At 68.5% G+C, this 19096-nt stretch carries 16 protein-coding genes; 5 read left to right on the forward strand and 11 right to left on the reverse strand.

Annotation, left to right across the window (positions count from 1 at the left end):
• The first annotated feature begins 47 nt into the window (after nucleotides 1-47).
• The gene (locus ACYVDK_RS17410) at nucleotides 48-1517 is read left to right on the forward strand and encodes an NAD(P)/FAD-dependent oxidoreductase (RefSeq protein WP_460524104.1); all 1470 of its coding nucleotides are present in this window, start codon (nucleotides 48-50) and stop codon (nucleotides 1515-1517) included.
• A gap of 146 nt (nucleotides 1518-1663) precedes the next feature.
• On the opposite strand, the gene ACYVDK_RS17415 is transcribed toward ACYVDK_RS17410, so the two are convergent.
• The 3 genes from ACYVDK_RS17415 to ACYVDK_RS17425 all read right to left on the reverse strand — a co-directional run bounded on the left by ACYVDK_RS17415 (nucleotide 1664) and on the right by ACYVDK_RS17425 (nucleotide 3725).
• Nucleotides 1664-2647, reverse strand: a complete 984-nt coding sequence (locus ACYVDK_RS17415; protein WP_460524106.1) for an alpha/beta hydrolase — start codon at nucleotides 2645-2647, stop codon at nucleotides 1664-1666.
• A 161-nt stretch (nucleotides 2648-2808) separates the two neighbouring features.
• Nucleotides 2809-3240 carry an SRPBCC family protein gene (locus ACYVDK_RS17420; protein ID WP_460524108.1) on the reverse strand — a complete coding sequence of 144 codons (432 nt, stop codon included), beginning with the start codon at nucleotides 3238-3240 and terminating at the stop codon, nucleotides 2809-2811.
• Nucleotides 3237-3725 (reverse strand): ArsR/SmtB family transcription factor, encoded by a 489-nt coding sequence (locus tag ACYVDK_RS17425; protein WP_460524110.1) that lies wholly within the window; start codon nucleotides 3723-3725, stop codon nucleotides 3237-3239. Before ACYVDK_RS17425 ends, ACYVDK_RS17420 begins: the two co-directional genes overlap by 4 nt.
• 65 nt (nucleotides 3726-3790) lie before the next feature.
• On the opposite strand from ACYVDK_RS17425, the gene ACYVDK_RS17430 reads away from it, so the two are divergent.
• On the forward strand, nucleotides 3791-4171 hold the full coding sequence (locus ACYVDK_RS17430) for a nuclear transport factor 2 family protein (RefSeq protein WP_460524112.1): 381 nt from the start codon (nucleotides 3791-3793) through the stop codon (nucleotides 4169-4171).
• 222 nt (nucleotides 4172-4393) lie between these two features.
• On the opposite strand, the gene ACYVDK_RS17435 is transcribed toward ACYVDK_RS17430, so the two are convergent.
• From ACYVDK_RS17435 to gabT, 3 genes are all read right to left on the reverse strand, one after another.
• Entirely contained in the window at nucleotides 4394-5746 is a 1353-nt protein-coding gene (locus ACYVDK_RS17435) for a flavin monoamine oxidase family protein (protein ID WP_460524114.1), read from the reverse strand.
• Between the two features lie 312 nt (nucleotides 5747-6058).
• Nucleotides 6059-7573 (reverse strand): NAD-dependent succinate-semialdehyde dehydrogenase, encoded by a 1515-nt coding sequence (locus ACYVDK_RS17440; protein ID WP_460524116.1) that lies wholly within the window; start codon nucleotides 7571-7573, stop codon nucleotides 6059-6061.
• On the reverse strand, nucleotides 7567-8937 hold the full coding sequence (gene gabT / locus ACYVDK_RS17445; protein WP_460524118.1) for an aspartate aminotransferase family protein: 1371 nt from the start codon (nucleotides 8935-8937) through the stop codon (nucleotides 7567-7569). Before gabT ends, ACYVDK_RS17440 begins: the two co-directional genes overlap by 7 nt.
• Before the next feature lie 587 nt (nucleotides 8938-9524).
• Between gabT and ACYVDK_RS17450 the strand changes: the two genes are divergently transcribed.
• The 3 genes from ACYVDK_RS17450 to ACYVDK_RS17460 all read left to right on the forward strand — a co-directional run bounded on the left by ACYVDK_RS17450 (nucleotide 9525) and on the right by ACYVDK_RS17460 (nucleotide 13517).
• Nucleotides 9525-10793, forward strand: coding sequence for a helix-turn-helix domain-containing protein (locus tag ACYVDK_RS17450; RefSeq protein WP_460524120.1), 1269 nt, complete (start codon nucleotides 9525-9527; stop codon nucleotides 10791-10793).
• A gap of 277 nt (nucleotides 10794-11070) precedes the next feature.
• The gene (locus tag ACYVDK_RS17455) at nucleotides 11071-12105 is read left to right on the forward strand and encodes a carbon-nitrogen hydrolase family protein (RefSeq protein ID WP_460524122.1); all 1035 of its coding nucleotides are present in this window, start codon (nucleotides 11071-11073) and stop codon (nucleotides 12103-12105) included.
• 386 nt (nucleotides 12106-12491) lie between these two features.
• Entirely contained in the window at nucleotides 12492-13517 is a 1026-nt protein-coding gene (locus tag ACYVDK_RS17460) for an agmatine deiminase family protein (RefSeq protein ID WP_460524354.1), read from the forward strand.
• A 176-nt stretch (nucleotides 13518-13693) separates the two neighbouring features.
• Here the strand turns inward: ACYVDK_RS17460 and ACYVDK_RS17465 are convergent, their stop codons facing one another.
• From ACYVDK_RS17465 to ACYVDK_RS17485, 5 genes are all read right to left on the reverse strand, one after another.
• A complete protein-coding gene (locus ACYVDK_RS17465; RefSeq protein WP_460524124.1) occupies nucleotides 13694-14908 on the reverse strand; it encodes a glycoside hydrolase family 3 N-terminal domain-containing protein in 1215 nt (404 codons plus the stop codon).
• A gap of 267 nt (nucleotides 14909-15175) precedes the next feature.
• A complete protein-coding gene (locus tag ACYVDK_RS17470) occupies nucleotides 15176-16624 on the reverse strand; it encodes a dicarboxylate/amino acid:cation symporter (RefSeq protein ID WP_460524126.1) in 1449 nt (482 codons plus the stop codon).
• A 97-nt stretch (nucleotides 16625-16721) separates the two neighbouring features.
• Nucleotides 16722-17111 carry a type II toxin-antitoxin system VapC family toxin gene (locus ACYVDK_RS17475; RefSeq protein ID WP_460524128.1) on the reverse strand — a complete coding sequence of 130 codons (390 nt, stop codon included), beginning with the start codon at nucleotides 17109-17111 and terminating at the stop codon, nucleotides 16722-16724.
• Nucleotide 17112: 1 nt separating this feature from the next.
• Nucleotides 17113-17376, reverse strand: a complete 264-nt coding sequence (locus ACYVDK_RS17480) for a type II toxin-antitoxin system Phd/YefM family antitoxin (RefSeq protein WP_460524130.1) — start codon at nucleotides 17374-17376, stop codon at nucleotides 17113-17115.
• Between the two features lie 46 nt (nucleotides 17377-17422).
• On the reverse strand, nucleotides 17423-19060 hold the full coding sequence (locus ACYVDK_RS17485; RefSeq protein WP_460524132.1) for a fucose isomerase: 1638 nt from the start codon (nucleotides 19058-19060) through the stop codon (nucleotides 17423-17425).
• Between the last annotated feature and the right edge of the window lie 36 nt (nucleotides 19061-19096).

The following is a 19096-nucleotide window of genomic DNA, read 5'->3' on the forward strand; positions in this document are numbered from 1 at the left end:
CGGTCCCGGCCGATCCGCGCCGCAGCTCACGAGAAGCGAGGCACCCCATGGGCACAACAGTGTTCGAGCGCCGGCGCCCGAACGCCCTCACTGTCGACCACGCCCTCACCGGCACCAGGCAGGCGGTGTTCTGGCTCGAGGATGCTCCTGGCGACACGTACCCGTCGCTCACAGCGAGCACCACGGCCGACCTCGTCGTCGTCGGCGGCGGCTACTCCGGGTTGTGGACCGCACTCAGCGCCAAGCGGCGCGACCCGTCGATCGAGGTCGTGCTGCTGGAGGCCAAGACGATCGGCTGGGCCGCATCCGGACGCAACGGCGGCTTCGCCGAGTCGAGCCTCACGCACGGCGAAGAGAACGGCCGAACCCGGTTCGCCGACGAGTACGACCAGCTGGCGCGCATGGGGCGCGAGAATCTCGACGCGATCGAGGCGATCATCCGCGGGCTGAACCTCGATGCGGACTGGGAGCGCAACGGCGCCATCGACGTCGCGATCGAGCCGCACCAGGTTCCGTGGCTGCACGAGGGCGCGACCGGTGCAGACGACGTGTTCCTCGACGAGGCCGAGATGCAGGCATCCGTGCACTCGCCGACCTACCTGGCCGGCCTGTTCCACAAGCGCGACAGCGCTCTCGTGCATCCGGCGAAACTCGCCAGAGCGCTCGCACGGGCATGCGCGGATGCCGGTGTGCGGATCTTCGAGAACACGCCCGCCACCGAGCTGGTCACCACCGGCCGCCGGGCAAGCACACCCGGCAAGGCGGAGGGCGTCGACGTGCATACCGCGGCGCGCGACCTGACAGGTCGCCCCTCGGCCGCCGTCGTGCGTGCGAAGAAGGTGGCCCTGGGCACGAACGTGTTCCCGTCGCTGCTGAAGCGCAACCGCCTGTACACCGTGCCGGTCTACGACTACGTGCTGATGACGGAACCGCTCTCGACCGAGCAGCTGGATGCGATCGGCTGGCAGGGCCGCCAGGGTCTCGGTGACAGCGCGAACCAGTTCCACTACTACCGCCTGAGCGCCGACAACCGCATCCTGTTCGGCGGATACGACGCCGTCTACCATTTCGGCGGCCGCGTACGCGCGCCGTACGAGCAGCGTGAGGCGACGCACCGAAAGCTCGCCGAGCACTTCTTCACGACGTTCCCGCAGCTCGACGGGCTGCGATTCACCCACAAGTGGGCGGGTGCGATCGACACCTGCAGCCGGTTCTGCGCGTTCTTCGGCACCGCGCGCGGCGGCCGCATCGCGTACGCGACGGGCTTCACGGGGCTCGGCGTCGCCGCGACGCATTTCGGCGCCGAGGTCATGCTCGACCTCCTCTCCGGCGCCGAGACCGAGCGAACGAGCCTGAAGCTGGTGCGCTCGAAGCCGATTCCGTTCCCGCCGGAGCCCGTGGCATCCGTCGGCGTCAACTTGATGAGGTGGGCTCTCGACCGCGCCGACCACAACGAGGGCCGTCGCAACCTGTTTCTTCGCACGATGGATGCCGTAGGGCTCGGCTTCGACTCCTGAGCGGCGCGACTCGGCACGCAATCGCGCCAGTTGTACGTGTCCGCGCCAGGTATTCGGGCGCAGACACGTACAACTGGCGCAATTGGCCACGGCGCTCGGCCGCGCCGGTCACGGCGGTCGCGGGCTGCCGCAGCCGAGCGCGCGCGTCAGCCGATCGTGCTCAGGAATTGCAGTGTGGATGCCAGCGCCGACCGCGCCGCCGCGAGGTTCAGATGGAACTGGTACTCGTGTTCGAGCGGCGGATTCTCGTCGGCCGGGTAGAAGACGCTCGTCACCGGCACGCCCAGGCTCTCCAGCTTCGCCGCCATCGGCTTCGACTGCGACGCGGTGAGCGGATCCGCGTTGCCTCCGGAGATCCACGTGCGCGGAAAGTCCTTCGTGACGTGGTCGATCGTCGTCATGGCCTCACCGCCCGGCGTGTGCAGCCAGTCCTTCGTGCCCAGGTACGCCCAGAGCGCCACCCGGAACCCCCACCCGCCGATGCCGGGCGCCTTCGGGATGCCGCGCACGTCGTAGATGCCGCAGTTCAGGATGACGGCGGCCAGCTGATCGGAGTCCAGCGCCGGACGGATGCCCAACCCCTTCGCATACGCCTCGTTCGTCACCAGCGTCGCCAGCTGTGCCGCGTACTGAGCGCCCGCCGAGTCGCCGGCGAGCACGATGTGCGACGGATCGACGCCCAGTTCCGAGGCGTGTTCGACGATGTACGCGAGCGCCGAGTTGAGCTGCTTGAGAGCGGTCGGATACTGCGCTTCCGGCGCCACCGTGTAGTTGAGGCTGATGCCGGTGTAGCCGTGCGAGGCGATCATCTCGACGTACGGATCGACGTTCTCCTTGCTGCCGGAGATCCAGGCGCCGCCGTGGATCCACACCACGGTGGTGCGCGGCTGCACCGCCCCGGCAGGTGCATACAGGTCGAAGGTGGTGTCGGACGATCCGCCGGATGCGTACGGCACGTTCATCCGTTCGCGAAGCCCGCTCGTCGGCGCATATTTCTGCATCGTCTGCACGGTCTGGTGTGCGTTGATCTCGAAGACCGTGCGGATCAGCAGCGCGGTCGGCCACGGATTGACGAAAGCGAACACCGTGCCGATGCCGAGCACGATGACGACGGATCCCCACGCGACCACGGCGTGTGCGTGCGCTGGAGCTAAAAGCGGAGGCCATTTCCGGCCTCCGCCGCGACGCCAGCGCCGACCGCCGTCTCGGCGGTCGGTCGGCACTGCAGAGTCGAACTGTCGCTCCCCCACGCCCACGACACTATCGGCGGAGAGCGCGTCTGCCGGGGAACTCAGATCGCCGGCCGCCAGTCGTCCGTGCCGAGCGGATGCCCCGCGCCGGCTTCACGAAGCCGCGGCAGAAAGTGCGCCCAGCCGGCGCGATGTCCGGCAAGGCGGGCATCCGGAAGCCCGGAGTGTTCCAGGTCGACCCGCGTGCCCTCCCTCGTCGGAGTGAGCTCGAACGTCACCCGCGACGCGCCGGGCGGAAGGTCGTCGCTGCCCGCGAAGCCCCATGACACCACGACGCGTTTGGGCGGATCGACCTCGAGGTAGCGGCCGCGCACGGGATAGCCTGCGACGTCGACCTCGAATCGTCCGCCCGGCTGCGGGACCAGCGAGGCGTGCTGACCCATCCAGGCGGTCATGCCGTCGTTCGTCACGAGGTACTCGAACACCGCCTCGGGCTCGGCCGCGATGTCGATCGAGGTGCGGAAGACGGTCATCCGCCGGCTCCGGCGACTCTGGGGACTCCGGCGCTCTCTGCTCGGTCGGCCCTGACCTCGTCGCCCACACGCCCCTCCACCGCCGCCTTCAGCCGGGCGAGCTGAGCCGGCCAGAAGCCGTCGAGGTAGTCGCGCACGGCCGCGAGGCCGTCGGTTCGCACGATGAAGAGGTGCCGCGTGCCGTCGCGGGACTCCTCGACGAGTCCGGCGTCGCGCAGCACGCGCAGGTGATGCGAGGTGATCTGCTGTGAGAGCTCGAGCCGCGCGGCGACGTCGCCGACGGACTGCGGATGATCGCGCACCGCCGCCAGGATCGCCCGACGGTTGCCGTCGGCGAGCGCACGCAGACCGCGGTCGATGTCGGCGGCGGGTTCGCCGGGCCCTCGTAGCCGGTTCCGACGCGCGGCTTGCGGTGTGGCGGCCACGCGAGGGGGAACATCCGTCTCACCCGAGTCGTCGCTGCGCGCCGCCGCTTCACGTGCCATGGCAAGAGGCTAGCATCTACCAACGCGCTCTTGTACTCATGTTGCTTTGTGTTTAAGCTGCGGATATGAACACGACAACTCCCGCGGGGACGGCCCGCGCCTACATCGAGGCGGTGGGGTCGCACGACCTCGAGACCGTCGACGGCCTCCTGGCCGACACTCTCGAAGCCCGCGTCGCACCAGGGATCTCCGACAAACAGCAGTGGATGTCCGCGCTGGAGCGACTGCTCCCCGCCCTCGTGCGCAACGACATCCGTGACGTCTACGAGAACGGCGACCACGCCTGCGTCGTCTACGACTTCGTCACCGACACCCCGGCCGGCGCAGTGATATGCGTCGAGAACGTGCACGTGGCCGACGGACGCATCACCGACATCGAGCTCGTCTTCGACAAGGTCGCCTTCGCACCCGTGAACGAGGCACTCCGGGCCCGCGCCCTGGCCTGACCAACGGCCCCGGCTGCCCGGTCCCTCCCCCGACCTCCGCTCCGGCCTCTCCCCCGGTTCCCGTCGCGAAGTCGGCCCCTTTGAGACGCCGGAAGGGGCCGGCTTCGCTACGTGAACAGGGTGACCATGCAAACCGGGGGGCCCTGTAAACCGGGCGACCGTGCACCAGGGGCCGTGAGCCCGCGACTCTGCACCAAGGGCCGCGAACCCGCGGCGGGGACGCTACAACAGCTCGGCGAGCGCGGCCGCGGTGCGGCGGCCCATGCGGATCGCGCCGTCGACGTGCTGGTAGCCGGCACCGGCGAGGTCGCTGCACGAGAACCAGATAGGGCCGACCGGTTCGCGCAGGTCTGCTCCGTACCGCTGTAGGCCGCCGAGGTCGAAGCTGGCGGCGTAGGCGCCGCGCGTCCACTCCTCGCTGCCCCAGTCGCTTTCGTAGTACACGACCGGCGACAGCGCCTGGTCGCCGTAGTAGTGCGACAGGGACTCCAGGATGCGCCGCCTGCGCTCGTCGGCGCTCAGCCGGAACACGTCGTCGGCGCCCAGGTCCGAGACGAAGCCGACGAGCGTGCCGCGGGCATCCCCGTGGTTCGTGTTGTCGTACGCCTCGTGCACCAGCTCGTACGGGCTGAAGGCGGTGCCGCTCAAACCGTGCTCGCGCCAGAACGGCCTCTCGTACACGGCATGCACCTTGATGACGAATCCCATCGAGAGGTGCTGGTGCAGTTGCTGCTGCCTGCGCGGGAGCGGCGGCTGAAAGCTCACCCGGCTGATCAGGTGCGGCGGCACGGCCAGCACGGCGATGCGGGCATCCACCTCTGCGGAGTCGGCGATCGCGGTCACGCCGTCCGGCCCCCAGCGCAGGGTACGCACGGGGTTGTTCAGCAGCACGTCGTCGCCGAGCCGTTCGGCCAGGCGCAGCGGCACCTGTTGCAGGCCGCCGATGACGCGTTCGTTCAGAATGATGTCGGCATCCACAAGGTTCGAGAAGCTCCCGGCGGATGCCGCCATCAGCAACGCCTGCAGCGCCGAGAACGCGTGCGCCGGCTTCGTGAGCATCGCGCCGGCGATGAAGAGGGCGATGTTGTCGCGCGCCTCCTGGTCGTCGGTCTGGTTCTCCAGCCAGCGTTCGAACGAGACGCGATCGAGGGCGACGGCATCCGGATGCTCCCAGGGACGCTCCGGGTCCATCTGCGCGACGAGCGCGTCCAGCGTCTCGATCAGCCGCACCAGCTCGCGCTCGGTCGGCGGCGCCACCGGGAAGATCTCGCCCTGGAAGCGTTTCAGCTCGCCGTCGCGTCCGACGTAGACGCTGTCTCCGTCGCGGTAGCGCTCGTATCGTTCGAGGCCGAGCTCGGCGAGTGTGTCTTTCAGGGCATCCTGCTCAGGAGACACCCACTGCCCGCCGAGCTCGAGCATGGCGCCGTCGATCTCGTCGGTCCACAGTCGGCCACCGACCCGGTCCCGCGCCTCCAGCACGACGACGCTGTGGCCGGCCTTCTGCAGTTCGTACGCCGCGGTCAGGCCGGATGCTCCGGCCCCGATGACGACGACGTCGCGCTCGATTGCGCTCATCTTGTGGTCCTTCTGGTTCAACTGGTCCAAGCGTTTTCAAGCTGCTGTTCGAAGAGTCCTGAAGCCACCCGCCTGGAGGGGCCAAGCCCGGGCCGAAACCACGGTGCCGCGCCCGGACTACGATCCTCACGCCGAGACTACGATCCTCACGCCGAGACTACGATCCTCACGCCGAGACTACGGCCGACGACCGTAGTCTCGGCCGCGGAACCGTAGTCTGGCCGCGGCAGCATCGAGCGGCTCCGGCTGCCGGGCTTGTCGCCGGTCAAGGAGCTGGACCGGCGGCGCGCGCGCCGACCGGCCGAGCCCGGTCTACGCGAACGGGTTGGGGGTGAGCGTGTACTTCGTCGACAAGTACTCGTGGATGCCCTCGAACCCGCCCTCGCGACCGAGGCCGGACTGCTTGACACCGCCGAACGGTGCTGCCGCGTTCGACACGACGCCCAGGTTGAGGCCCATCATGCCGGTCTGCAGGCGCTCGATCATCCGCTGCCCGCGCGCGAGATCCTTCGTGAAGACGTAGCCGATCAGCCCGTATTCCGTGTCGTTCGCGATGCGCACGGCCTCGTCCTCGTCATGGAACGGCACGACCGCCAGCACCGGGCCGAAGATCTCCTCGCGCAGAATGTCGCTGCCCGCCACGACATCCGTGACGACCGTCGGCTCGAAGAACGTGCCGTCGCCCTCGATCGCCGAGCCGCCGATGCGCAGCGTGGCGCCGCGGTCGACCGCGTCCTTCACCAGCTCGGTCGCCTTGGCCACGCCCTTGCCGTCGATGAGGGGTCCGATGGTGACGCCGTCGTCGGTTCCGCGGCCGATCTTCAGCGCCCGCACCCGTTCGGTCACCCTCACGGCGAACTCCTCGGCGACGGACTCGTGCACGATGAACCGGTTAGCCGCGGTGCACGCCTCTCCGATATTGCGGAACTTGGCCGCCATGGCTCCGTCGACGGCCTTGTCGAGGTCGGCGTCTTCGAACACCACGAACGGCGCGTTGCCGCCGAGCTCCATCGACGTGCGCAGCACATTCTCGGATGCCTCCTTCAGCAGCGTGACACCCACCGGCGTCGAACCGGTGAACGACAGCTTGCGCAGCCGGGGGTCGGCGATGATCGGCGACGACACCGCACCGGACGTCGTCGTGGTCACGACGTTCAGCACACCGGCCGGCAGGCCGGCGTCTTCCATCAGCTTCGCGAAGTAGAGGGTCGTGAGCGGTGTCAGCGCCGCCGGCTTGACGACCACCGTGCAGCCGGCGGCGACCGCAGGAGCGATCTTGCGGGTGGCCATCGCCAGCGGGAAGTTCCACGGGGTGATCAAGAAGCACGGGCCGACCGGATGCTGCGACACGATCATGCGTCCGGTGCCCTCGGGGTTCGTGCCGTAGCGGCCCGTGATGCGCACGGCCTCCTCGCTGAACCAGCGCAGGAACTCGCCACCGTAGGTCACCTCGCCGCGTGCCTCGGCGAGGGGCTTGCCCATCTCGAGCGTCATGAGCAACGCGAACTCGTCGGCGCGCTCCTGAAGCAGGTCGAACGCCCGGCGAAGAACCTCGCCCCGCACGCGCGGCGGTGTCGCAGCCCAGTCGTCGGCCGCCGCCACGGCGGCGTCGAGCGCACGGATGCCGTCGGCAGGCGAAGCATCCGCGATGGTCTTCAGCACGGCGCCGGTCGCGGGGTCGTAGACCTTCAGCTCGCTCGGGCGTTCGCCGGCCACCCACTCGCCGCCGATGTACAGCTCATCCGGCACGAGGGCCAGAACCGCCTTCTCGGTGACCTTCTCGAGAGCGCCACGCACTCCGGCGAGCGCATTCTTCGTGTTCAGCATTCCTTCAACGCCTTTCCGACGATGTCCAGTCCTTCGTTCACAAGCTCATCCGAGATCGCCAGCGGCGGCAGGAATCGGATCACATTTCCCCACGTGCCGCACGTGAGCACGAGAACACCCTGCTTGATCACCGCGGCGGCCGCGCGCGAGGTGAGTGCGGCATCCGGTGCCCCGGTCTCGGGGTTCACGAGCTCGATCGCCATCATCGCGCCGCGTCCGCGCACGTCTCCGATTCGCGGGTCGGATGCCTTCAGTTCCGTCAGCCTGCGCTGCAGAATGTCTCCCAGGGCGCGGGCGCGGGCGGCCAGGCCGTCCTGCTCGTACGTCTCGATGGTGGCGAGCGCCGCAGCACAGGCGATGGGGTTGCCGCCGTACGTGCCGCCCAGTCCGCCGACCTGCGAGGAGTCCATGATCTCGGCGCGTCCGGTGACGGCCGAGAGCGGGAGCCCCCCTGCGATGCCCTTCGCGGTCGTGACGAGATCGGGCACGATGCCGAACTGCTCGCTGGCGAACATGGTGCCGGTGCGGGCGAACCCGGTCTGCACCTCGTCGGCGATGAACACCACGTCGTTGTCGTTCGCCCACTTCTGCAGCGCCGGGAGGAAGCCCTCGGCCGGAACGACGAAACCGCCCTCGCCCTGGATCGGTTCGATCAGAATGGCCGCGAGGTTCTCGGCGCGCACCTGCACCTCGATCTGCGCGATCGCGCGAGCGGCGGCATCCGCTCCGCTCAGGCCGTCCCGGTAGGGATACGACATCGGCACGCGGTACACCTCGGGGGCGAACGGGCCGAAGCCGCTCTTGTAAGGCATGCTCTTCGCGGTCAGCGCCATGGTGAGGTTCGTGCGCCCGTGGTACGCGTGGTCGAAGACGACGACGCCCTGCTTCTTCGTGTAGTGCCTGGCGATCTTCACCGCGTTCTCGACGGCCTCCGCACCGGAGTTGAACAAGGCGCTGCGCTTCGGGAAGTCGCCGGGCGTGAGCCGGTTCAGGGCCTCGGCGACATCGACATATGAGTCGTACGGCGAGATCGTGAAGCAGGTGTGCGTGAACTGTGCGACCTGTCGCTGCACGGCCTCGACCACCCGCGGCGCCGCGTTGCCGACGCCTGTGACGGCGATGCCGCTGCCGAGGTCGATGAACGAGTTGCCGTCGGCATCCACCAGCACACCGCCGCCCGCGGCGACGGTTGCGACGGGAACCGTGTGGCCGACGCCCTTGGCGACAGCCTCGGCTTTGCGTTCCAGCAGTCGACGGGACTGTGGTCCCGGAATCTCGGTGACGAGGCGGCGCTCCTGCGGCAGCTCCGGGCCCCCGATCGGTGCGACGGGCGCAGCGCCTGGCTGCATGTCGACGATGGTCATCTTTGTCTCGATTCGTTGCGAAGTTGCTGCTGCGCACGCCCACGCATCGGTGTGGGCTGCCTCTCGCCCAGGCTAAGACGACGAGCATCGAGCACACCTGTACATCTTGTCGAATTGGATGCCGCCAGCTGGCCACTCTGTACAATGATTGGATGCCCTCACCCACGGTCGGCGTTCTGCTCGCCCACCACGAACTGGGACTGCGCCTCCTCACTCCCGCAGACGGCCTGCCCTCCGGCGCCCTGGACGCCGAGGTGTCCTGGGTGCACAGCACCGACCTGACGGACCCGACGCCGTTCGTCATCCCGGGCCAGGTGCTCTTGACGACGGGGACGCAGTTCGGCACCCCTGCGCGTCCCCATTCCCGTGGGTCGAGCACACATTCCCGTGGGTTGAGCGCACATTCCCGTGGGTTGAGCGCACATTCCCGTGGGTTGAGCACACATTCCCGCGAGTCGAGCCCCCCTCTCCGTGGGTTGAGCTTGTCGAAACCCGATTCGGCTGGGTTTCGACAAGCTCAACCCACGGGAGATGCGACCCCACCCACGGGAGACGCCACCCCACCCACGGGAGACGCCGCCCCGCCCATGGGAGACGTCGCCCCACCCACGGGAGACTCCACCCCACCCACGGGAGATGCCACCCCACCCACGGGAGACTCCACCCCACCCACGGGAGACGCCACCCCACCCACGGGGGACGCCGCCCCAACCGCGGAGGGTCCGGATTCTGACTACGACGGTTACGTCGAGCGGCTCGCGGCGGCGGGTGTGGCCGGGCTCGGGTTCGGCACGGATGTCGTGCGCGAGACCCCGGACGGCCTCGCCGACTCCTGCCTTCGCGTCGGACTCCCGCTGTTCGAGGTTCCGTACCGTACGCCGTTCATCGCCGTGGCGCGGTACGCGGCCGACCTCGTCGCCGAACAGGCTTACGCGCGCAACACGTGGGCACTCTCGGCGCAGCGAGCCGTCTCGCTTGCCGCCCTGCGAACGGACGGGCTCTCCGCAACCCTCGCCGAGCTCTCCCGGCAGCTTGGTCGTTGGGTTGCGCTCGTGGATTCGTCGGGAGCGGTCGATCGCGTGTTCCCGTCCGCGGCGCTGACGGCATCCGCACGTGCGAATGTCGAGACCGAGGCGGCACGGATGCTGCATGCCCGCCGGCGGGCGGCATCCACGATCGTCGAGTCCGCGACGGTCGTGTCGCTGCAGACGATCGGCGCCAGCGACCGGCTGCTCGGCGTGCTCGCACACGGCGGCGATGACGAGGTCGACCAGGCCGCACAGCAGGTCGTGACCGGCGTCGTCGCACTCGCCGGACTCGCCCTCGAACAAGGTCGTGCACTCGAGGCGGCACACTCCGCGATGCGCGACGTGCTTCTGCGCGCGCTGGAGGATGCGCACTCCCTCGGCCGTGAACTGGGTGATCCGGGCGGGCTGGCCGGCGCCGACCTGGCCGCGCTCGAGCGCTCCGTGTCGCGTGTCGAGGCCAAGCAGCGCTCGTCGGCTGCTGCGGGGTCGGCGGAGGCCGCTGCTCGGGCATCCGCCTCCGACAACGATCGGGCGGATGCCCGCAACGAGCTGCTCGTCGCGCTGGACGGCCCTGATGCGCGTGCTCGGGCATCCGCGATGCTCGCGCCGCTGCACGCGCACGATGGCGACGGCGTGCTCGCCGACTCGCTGCTCACGTGGCTGGAGCACAACGGCGTGTACGACGCGGCCGCTCGCACCCTCGGGGTGCACAGGCACACCCTGACGGCTCGCATCCGCACGGCCGAGCAGATACTGGGACGGGACTTCGACTCGTTCGCCGAACGGGCGGAGATGTGGGCTGCGCTGAGAGCGCGGAACGGACTGTAGCCGGGTGCCAGGAACCGCGAGGGCGGGTCGGCGCCCACTAAGCGATCGAGCCGGGGCGGCTCGACGCCGCAACGTGGCTTCGAGCAGGACGTGTTCGTTCAGAGTCGGCGCATCCTGGTCTGATACGACTGGCTCGTCTGATACGACAGGCTTTCCGGCACCACCCGCCCTCCGCAGTCCGACACCGCTCTCTGCAGTTCGACACCGCCCTCTGCAGTCCGACACCGGTCCCTGCAGTCCGACACAGCTCCCCGCACAACTCACGAAAGGCTCGACGATGCGCCTGATCACCGCCGATGGTCCGTTCCCCTCCCTCGCGGGACCGGAGTCCCTGGCCCCTGGTCTCCTGACGAACGAGGGCAACCCGGCGTCGCATGCCTCGCCCCGCCGCGCTCCGGTACGCGTCGCGCTGGTGCAGCACCGCTGGCGGGAGGATCGTGACGAACTCGAATCCGTGCTGGATGCCGCGATCGGCCAGGCGGCGGCATCCGGCGCCTCCGCGGTCTTTCTGCCGGAGCTGACGCTGTCGAAGTATCCGGCGTATGTGCGCGGCGGGAGTCGGGCATCCGATTCCGCCGAGGACCTGCTCACCGGGCCGACGCTCGCCTTCGCGTCTCGAGCGGCCAGGAAGCACAGTGTCGCAGTGCACGCATCCCTCTACCAGCGCGACGATCGCAGCGATGCGCCGAGCGACGGGCTCGGCCTGAACACGGCGATCTTCGTCGGACGCGACGGCGAGCTGGTCGGCTCGACGAACAAGCTGCACATCCCGGTGACCGCCGGATACTACGAGCACACGTACTTCAGGCCCGGTCCGGCGGCTGACCCGTACCCGGTGCACCGGCCGGCCGAACTCCACGGCGCGGCGCTGGGCATGCCCACGTGCTGGGACGAGTGGTTCCCCGAGGTGGCCCGCCTCTACTCGCTGGCGGGGGCCGAGATCATCGTGTACCCGACGGCCATCGGCTCGGAGCCGGACTATCCGGCGTTCGACACCGCACCGGTGTGGCGGCACGTCATCGTCGGCAACGGCATCACCGCCGGCACGTTCATGATCGTGCCGAACCGCACCGGCGACGAGGGCGAGCTGACGTTCTACGGGTCGTCGTTCATCTCCGACCCCTATGGCCGGGTTCTCGTGGAGGCACCGCGCGACGAGGAGGCCGTGCTCGTCACCGACCTCGACCTCGACCAGCGGTCGCACTGGCTCACGCTGTTCCCGTTCCTGGCGACGCGGCGCCCCGACACGTATGGGCTGCTGACCAGGCCGGTGGATGCCGACCACCCATTGGGTGGCAGTGATACTCCCTGAGCAGGCGGTTCGCGCCGGCGCACGGGATGGGACGATGGGCCGAGGGGGATGCCATGACCAAGGATGACCGCAAGAGAACACCGGAGAACGGCAACGGTTCGGGCGTCGAAGCGGAGCTCTTCGCCGTCGATCGTTCGGGGGAGGTCGTCGACGCCGTCGAAGTGAGGATGGTCGAGACCGAGACCGAGACCCTCTCCGCGAGCGCCGACGGCGAGGTCGTCGAGACCGTCGCGACCGTCGAGACGGTCGAGACCGTCGGGGTCGTCGAGACCGTCGAGACCGTCGAGACCGTCGACGTCGTCGCCACCGTCGAGGTGAGCGAGCCGGGCGAGGCGGCCGAAGCGGGCGGAGCATCCGACGACCACGACGAGCGCACGGCCTGGCGCATGCCCGCCGAGACCGAACGCCAGGACCGCGTCTGGATGGCGTTCCCTCCCGACGGCGGCTACCTCGGCGACACGGCCGGCGAACTCGACGAGGCGCGCACCGCCTGGCGCGAGGTGGCCCACAGCATCCTCCGGTTCGAGCCGGTGACGATGGTGGTGGACCCGCACGATCTCGCAGCGGCCAGGCGATACCTCTCGAGTGAGGTGGAGCTCGTGATCGCACCGCTCGACGACGCGTGGATGCGCGACATCGGCCCCACATTCGTGCTCGGCGAGAACGGCCGCCTCGGCGCCGTGACCTGGCGGTTCAACGGTTGGGGCGCACAGGACTGGGCGCGGTGGGGCAGCGATTCCGTGATCGGTTCCCTCGTGGCCGCCCGAGCCGGGGTCACGCGCGTGCCGAGCGACCTCGTGAACGAGGGCGGCGCCATCCACGTCGACGGGCTCGGCACTGTGCTGCTCACCGAGACGGTGCAACTCGACCCGGGCCGCAATCCGGAACGCACGAAAGAGAACGTCGAGGCCGAGCTCGCACGCACGATCGGCACCACGAACCCGATCTGGCTGAAGCGCGGGCTGTACCGCGACGCCAAGCGCTTCGGCACGCGCGGCCATGTGGACATCGTCGCCACGATCCCGTCGCCTGGACGAATGCTCGTGCACAGCCAGCAGGATGCCTCGCACCCAGACCACGCGATCACCCACGGCATCCTCGACACGCTTCGTGCTTCACGCACCGCCGACGGCGCGGAATGGGACATCGTCGAGGTGCCTGCGCCGCAGGTGCTGCGCGACGACGAGGATTTCGTGGACTACAGCTACATCAACCATCTGGTGGTCAACGGCGGTGTCATCGCGTGCACGTTCGACGATCCGAACGACGAGCAGGCGCTGAATATGCTCGCAGCGGCATACGACGGTCGCGAGGTCGTCGGAGTGGATGCCCGCGCCATCTTCGAGCGCGGCGGCGGCATCCACTGCATCACGCAGCAGCAGCCGCGCGCGTCCGCCCCCACCGCAGGTTGAGCCCCACCCGCGGATTGAGCCCCCACCCACGGGTTGGCCCCCACCCGCTGGTTGAGCTTGTCGAAACCCGTTGGGTCTGGTTTCGACAAGCTCAACCAGCGGGAGTGGAGCACACCCAACCAGCGGGAAGTACTAGCGGGAGCACGACGAGCCCAACCAGCGGGAGTACGAGAAGCTCAAGCAGCGGGACCGCCGAACTGGTCGCGCTTGAGTTGCACGACGCGACGGGCGGCCGCGTCCACCACCTCCGCGAACGCGGGGTCTGCCTGTGCCTTCGCGACCACTGCGGTCACCATGGGGGCCGCGAGCGACGGTTCCGCCGAGATGAGCACGATGTCGACGCCCGCCTCGAGTGCGAGCACCGCCCGGTCGCCGGGTGCCCAGGCGGAGGTCTGTTTCGCCGCGGACATGTCGTCGCTCATGATCACACCGTCGAATCCGAGCTTCTGCCGCAGCAGGCCGGTGACGATGGCCGACGAGAACACCGCAGGGCCTCCGGCATCGAGCTGGGTGTAGATCGCGGTGGACATCATCACGACCCGGGCTCCGTGCTCAATCTCGGCGCCGAACACGCCGATGCTCGGGCTCGTCGCGGTCGTGGTGCTGTCGGTGACACCGGAGTCGGTGTCGGTGTTCTCGGTCACCGCGCCCAGTCCCGGGAAGTGCTTGATCACGGGAACGACGCCGGCGGCGTCCATCCCGGCGCGGAACGCATCCGCATGCGTCGTGATGGTGGCCGGGTCGTAGCCGTACTGCCTGTCGAATCCACCGATCGGCGGGTTGTTCGCCGCGACCTGCGGCGACGCGATGAGGTCGACCACCGGCGCGAGGTTCATGTTCACACCGGATGCCTTCAGCTCGCCACCCCACGCCTGTGCGGCATCCTTCAGTTGCGCCGGATCCATGGCGCCCTGCTGCAGCCCCGAGGGCATGGCGTCGAACCCGGGGCCGTTCAGCACCTGAACCTCGCCGCCCTCCTGATCCGTGGCGACGAGGAGCGGCAGTCCGGCGGTCGTGTCGGCACCGACCAGCGAGGTGAACTGCGACACGACGGCCTTCGTCGCGGCCACGCCGCCGTGCGACCGGCCGGCGAGGAATACGTTGCCGACGTGCAGGGACTTCACTGCGTCGAGCGTGGTCGAATCCGCGGCGGTCGCCTGCGTGCCGACCATGAACAGCTGGCCGACCTTCTGCTGAAGCGTCATGCCGGCGATCGGATCCGTCGGAGTCGGGGTGGGCGTCGGCGTCGGTCGACGGCTCGGCGAGACGGATGCCGTGCGGTGCGGCTTCGGCGCGGATGCCGCGCACCCGGTCAGCAGACCCGACCCGAGCAGCCCGGCCAGCGCGACCATGGCGGCCGCGCGGAGCATCCGTGTCGTCGGCCTGCGCACCTGACAAGGCTAGGGTGTGTCTCTCAATTCGGGCTGGGCTGCGGTGCGCCCGGTACGGCCGCTCCCTGCGTCCTCGTCGTCGGCGTCACCACCAGTGACGCTCTCCTCCTCGTCCTTGCGATCGACCGCACCGAGCACATCCTCACCCGATCCCGAATTGAGAGACACACCCTCGGCGGTGCCGCGATGCCGTCTCACCTGCAGAAAATGCTCTCCGCCGGCGGGCGAAGAGCATTTTCTGTCAGTGAGACGGCATCGGCGCTCGGTTCAGGCGGCGGCCGGCTCCAGCTCCTTCTCGTCGGCGTCGCTTCCATCCACGTCATCGTCGTTGAACGGGTCGCTGCCGTTCCGGCGCGCGTTGTAGAGACCGAGGTCCAGGATGCCGTTGCGCTTGGCGACGATGGTCGGCACGAGTGCCTGCCCGGCGACGTTGATCGCGGTGCGGCCCATGTCGATGATGGGGTCGATCGCCAGCAGCAGGCCCACACCGGCGAGCGGCAGGCCCAGGGTGGAGAGCGTCAGCGTGAGCATCACTGTCGCGCCGGTGGTGCCGGCCGTCGCAGCGGATCCGATGACGGCGACGACCACGATCAGCAGGTACTGCCCCAGCGAGAGATGGATGCCGTAGAACTGCGCGACGAAGATCGAGGCGAGCGCCGGGTAGAGGGCGGCGCATCCATCCATCTTGGTGGTCGCACCGAGCGGCACCGCGAACGATGCGTACGCCCGCGGCACACCGAGGTTGCGCTCGGTGATGCGCTCCGTGAGCGGCATGGTGCCCATCGACGAGCGCGACACGAAGCCGAGCTGGATGGCCGGCCACGCGCCCGAGTAGTACTGCTTGATCGACAGCCCGTTGGTGCGAACGATGGTCGGGTACACGACGAACAGGATGATCACGAGTCCGACGTAGATCGAGATCACGAAGACGCCGAGCGAGCCGAGGGCATCCCACCCGTAGGTGGCGACCGCCTTGCCGATCAGTGCCAGCGTGCCGATCGGGGCCAGGCGGATGATCCACCACAGCACCTTCTGGATGATCGCCAGCACCGAGGTGGTCAGGTTGAGGAAGGGCTCCGCCTTCTTGCCGACCATGAGCGCGGCGATGCCGATCGCTGCAGAGATGACGATCACCTGCAGCACGTTGAACGACACCGCGGTGGTGACGGCCGCGTGCGCTCCGGTGCCCACCACCTGCGACTGCGCGGAGAGGCCGAACACGTTCGCCGGGATGAGTCCGGCGAGGAAGGCCCACCAGGAGCCGACGTGGGTCGGGTCGGCGGCGTCCGCCTTGGTGACACCGGTGTGCGCACCCGGCTGCACGATGAGGCCGAGCGCGATGCCGATGAGCACCGCGATGAAGGCGGTGATCGCGAACCAGATCAGAGTCTGCACGGCGAGGCGGGCCGCGTTAGAAACCTTGCGCAGGTTGGCGATCGAGCTGACCACCGCGGTGAAGACGAGCGGCACCACCGCCGCGGTCAGCAGCGAGACGTAGGCGCCGCCGATCGTGGTCACAGACGCCGTGAGCCAGTTCGGGTTCAGTGCCGTGCCACCGAGCGTACGGGCGATGAGGCCGACCACCACACCGGCCACGAGGCCGGCGATGATCTGCACGCCGAACGAGGTGTACCAGCGCTTCGGCTTGCGTTTGCGCGTGCCGCCCGCGGTGTCGTCGCCTGATGGATGCTGGGCTGCAGAAGTCGTCGATGTCACGCCGAGTCACGTTAGTGAGCGGGCGCCGTGGGCGGTTGCAGCGTGACGATCTGTTACGCGGCCTGACTCATCCCGGGTCCGGCTGGCGCGCTGACGGTCACGCCGGCGCGCTGACGGTCACGCCGTTGAGCTGGGCTGCCGCAGCCAGCCTGTCGTCGTAGGTGACCAGCGTTTCGAGCTGGTCACCGAGGCGAAGCGCTGCAACGAGGTGGAGCGCATCGAGAGAACCCAACTCATCCGGCGCGATCCTGCCGGCCTCGTCGTAGTCAGCCGAGGTCAGTCTGAGCAGATCGATCTGCTCCAGAACCTGGTGAGCGAGGACCGCGCGTTCAGGGTGGACGCACCTCACCGCCCTCAGCAACTCGGTGCGCACGAGATCGCTCGAGATCAACTCGAATTCGGGCGTCAGCGCCCACGCGCGGAAGGCAGCCGATTCCGGCTCGTCGACGACGAGCTTCACCAGAGCCGAGGTGTCGAGATAGTGCACGTCAGTAACGTTCTTCGTCGCGCAAGGGGGAAAGCACAGGAGTGAGCGGCTCGCCAGGCTCAGGTGCGGGCAACTCCGCCAGTCGACCCCTGCCCTTGCGAATCAGCCCTGATCCCATCAGTTGCTCAACACGCGTTGACGCGATCGGGTTCAACTGGGCCACAGCCCTACCGCGGTCGGTGATGATGACTGACTGTCCGTGAACGACCTCCGCGATGACGGCGGACGCGTTCTGCTTCAGCGCCCTGATTCCCACCTCGACCATGTTCTACATTGTAGAACTTTGCGTCCATCCTTTCGGGTCGCCGACGTCACACTCCGACGTCGCCGCAGAGGTGCACGTGAACGCCGAGCTCGGCGAAGAGCGCGGCCTTCGCGAGCAGCGCACGATCGGCGGTATCGGCATCCGGCGCGTACACGACCTGTGCGTGGTTCGCCTTGTGCCGCGCCATCAGCTGGTCGCGGCTCACGCCGTGCAGCACCGCGTGCATGATCGGCCACTCCGGGTTCGTGGCGTCAAGACGACGTTGCGTCTCTTCGGCCGGCAGGTCGGCGACGTGACCTCTGCCGAGGTCGATGTGGAGCTCCCCGTCCATGATGAAGACTCGCGACCACACGATCTCGCCCGGCTTCGAGCATCCGCTGAGCGTTCCGCCACCGAGCGGGAAGAACATCGGGTCCTGCCGCATGGCATAGCTCTTGTCGTACCCGCCGTTGTGCGAGGCGGGAACTGATCCGGAGATCTCGAACACCCACACGAACTCGCCGTCGTACACCTCCCCCCAGCGAATGTCGTGCAGCGTGGTCGCCGGGTCGAGCCCCATCGCCGTCCAGATGCGGTTGGTCACGAGGGCGTCGACCGCGACTCCCTCGTCGACCTCGTTGAAGTGCGGCAGCGCAGCGTCCGGGTAGAGTTCGCGACTCCCATCGCGACTCAAGACGGCAGGTCGCTCCACATTGTTCAGCAGGCCCTCGGCGAGATCACTGGCTGGCACCGTGTCTTTCAGACCCTGCTGATACTGGATGCCCACCGCATCCAATCCGAAGTCGTCGGCGATGCGCAGCGCCGCCACGTACATCCGGAACTGGCTGATCACCTGGTCTTCGGTCAACTCGGTCGCGGGGTCGGCGCCGAACCGGAAGGTGAAACCGCGGTCGGTCAGCCACGTCCCGATCGCGTGGGTCTCGGCATCGCTCACCTTCTTCATCTCGGCTACGAGGGCGCTCTGCGACAACCGTTCCTTGTAGATACCGAGCGGGTTCAGCAGTTCATCGTCGACGATCGCGTTGTACATGCCCATGCAGCCCTCGTCGAAGACGCCGATGATGGCCTTCTCGTCTTTCAGCTGCCTGGCCAGTGCGGTTCCCAGCTGCACCTCGGGGCTCTCCGGGTCGAGCGCGGGAAGCTCGCGAACGTGCGACTGGTCGTGCTCGATCGTGCCGGTCGTCAGCCACTCGCCGAGTTTCGCGCGTGCCCAGGCGTCCGTGAAGTCGGCACTCCACAGCGCGGAGTAGTCGATCTGCGCCTTCGTCATGCTTCCGGCGAGGCCCAGCAGTCCGACGAGGCCGGGGAAGTCCCCTGCCCAGTTCGCGACGACGAGAATCGGCCCGCGATGCGTGCGCAGCCCTGGCAGCACGTGGTGGCTGTACTGCCACACCGCGTCGACCACCACGACCGGTGCGTCGGCCGGGATGTTCTTGAACACCTCGATGCCGGCGCGCTGGCTGTCGATGAATCCGTGGCCCTTCCGCTCATCGAACGGATGCGCCCTCTCGATCGACCACCCGAACGACTCGGCGGCCGCGGCGAAATCCTCCTCCAGCCCCAGCTGCGTCGGCCAGCACTTCACGTTCGCGCTCGGTCGCAGGTCACCGCTGGCCACCGTGTAGAGCGTCTTCGGCTTCGCCTCCGGACGGTTCAGCCGGGCGGGAAGGGTGTATTCGGTCATTTCGCATTCTCCTGCATCTCGGAAGGGGTCTCGTGC

The sequence above is a fragment of the Humibacter antri genome, from assembly GCF_054777235.1.